Consider the following 1,095-nt stretch of genomic DNA (forward strand, 5'->3'; position numbering starts at 1 on the left):
CTCGCCCGCAGCCTGGGCGGCCGCTGAGCCGGACGGTGCGGCGCAGAGCCGGATGGCCGGCGCCGTGGGGACACGCGTTTTGACCGGGTGCTGCCAGACTCGGCCCGTGACCAAAACATTGCTCCCCGACGCCCGGCGCGGCCGGGTGCTGGTCCGGCGACCCGGCCCTCACCTGGCCCGAGGTCTGCTCACCCACCTGGAGCGCCGCCCGGTCGACGCCGACCTCGCGCTCGCCCAGTGGCACGCCTACGTGGCCGCGTTCCAGGAGCACGGCTGGCCCACCATCGAGGTCGACCCGGCCGACGACTGCCCCGACGCGACCTTCGTCGAGGACACGATGGTGGTCTTCGGCGACCTGGCCGTGATCGCCCGGCCGGGTGCACCGGAACGCCGGCCCGAGACCGACGGCGCCGAGCTCGCCGTCGCGTCCCTCGGCTACCGCATCGCGCGGATCACGGCGCCCGGCACGCTCGATGGCGGGGACGTGCTCAAGCTGGGTTCGACGATGTACGTCGGCTCGGGCCAGCGCACCAATGTCGAGGGGATCCGTCAGCTCGCCGACATCGTCGCGCCCGAGGGCGTCGAGGTCGTCGCGGTGCCCATCTCGCAGGTGCTGCACCTGAAGAGCGCGGTGACTGCCCTCCCGGACGGCACGCTGCTCGCCTACCTGCCGGGCCTCGACCGACCCGACCTGTTGCCGGAGCTCACCCCGGTGCCCGAGCGGCACGGCTGGCGGGCGATCCTGCTGGGTGGCGACAAGCTGCTCATGTCCACCAGCGCGCCCCGGACCGCGCAGCTGATCGCCGACCGCGGCTTCGAACCGGTCCAGGTCGACGTCAGCGAGCTCGAGAAGCTCGAGGCGAGCGTGACGTGCCTGTCGGTCCGGCTCCGAGAGCCGCTCACGGCCCCGTCGAGGTGAGTGGACGCCACGGACGAGCGGGTATGACGGTGGGCCGGCAGATCTGCCGGCCCACCGCCATACCCGGGTGGCTCAGCCGCGACGGGCGTCGCACTCCTGCGCCACGAGCGCGCGGCTGACGTCGTCGCGGGCCTCGGCCAGCGTCCGGCGCAGGCCGGAGCTCGCATCGGGGTGGG

At 73.9% G+C, this 1,095-nt stretch carries 1 protein-coding gene; it reads left to right on the forward strand.

The features are described 5' to 3' along the window. Positions 1–106: 106 nt before the first annotated feature. Entirely contained in the window at positions 107–919 is an 813-nt protein-coding gene (gene ddaH, locus FRW57_RS21920; RefSeq protein ID WP_238384752.1) for a dimethylargininase, read from the forward strand. Positions 920–1,095: the final 176 nt, after the last annotated feature.

The organism is Segeticoccus rhizosphaerae (assembly GCF_009192725.1).
In the GTDB taxonomy this organism is placed as follows: domain Bacteria; phylum Actinomycetota; class Actinomycetes; order Actinomycetales; family Dermatophilaceae; genus Segeticoccus; species Segeticoccus rhizosphaerae.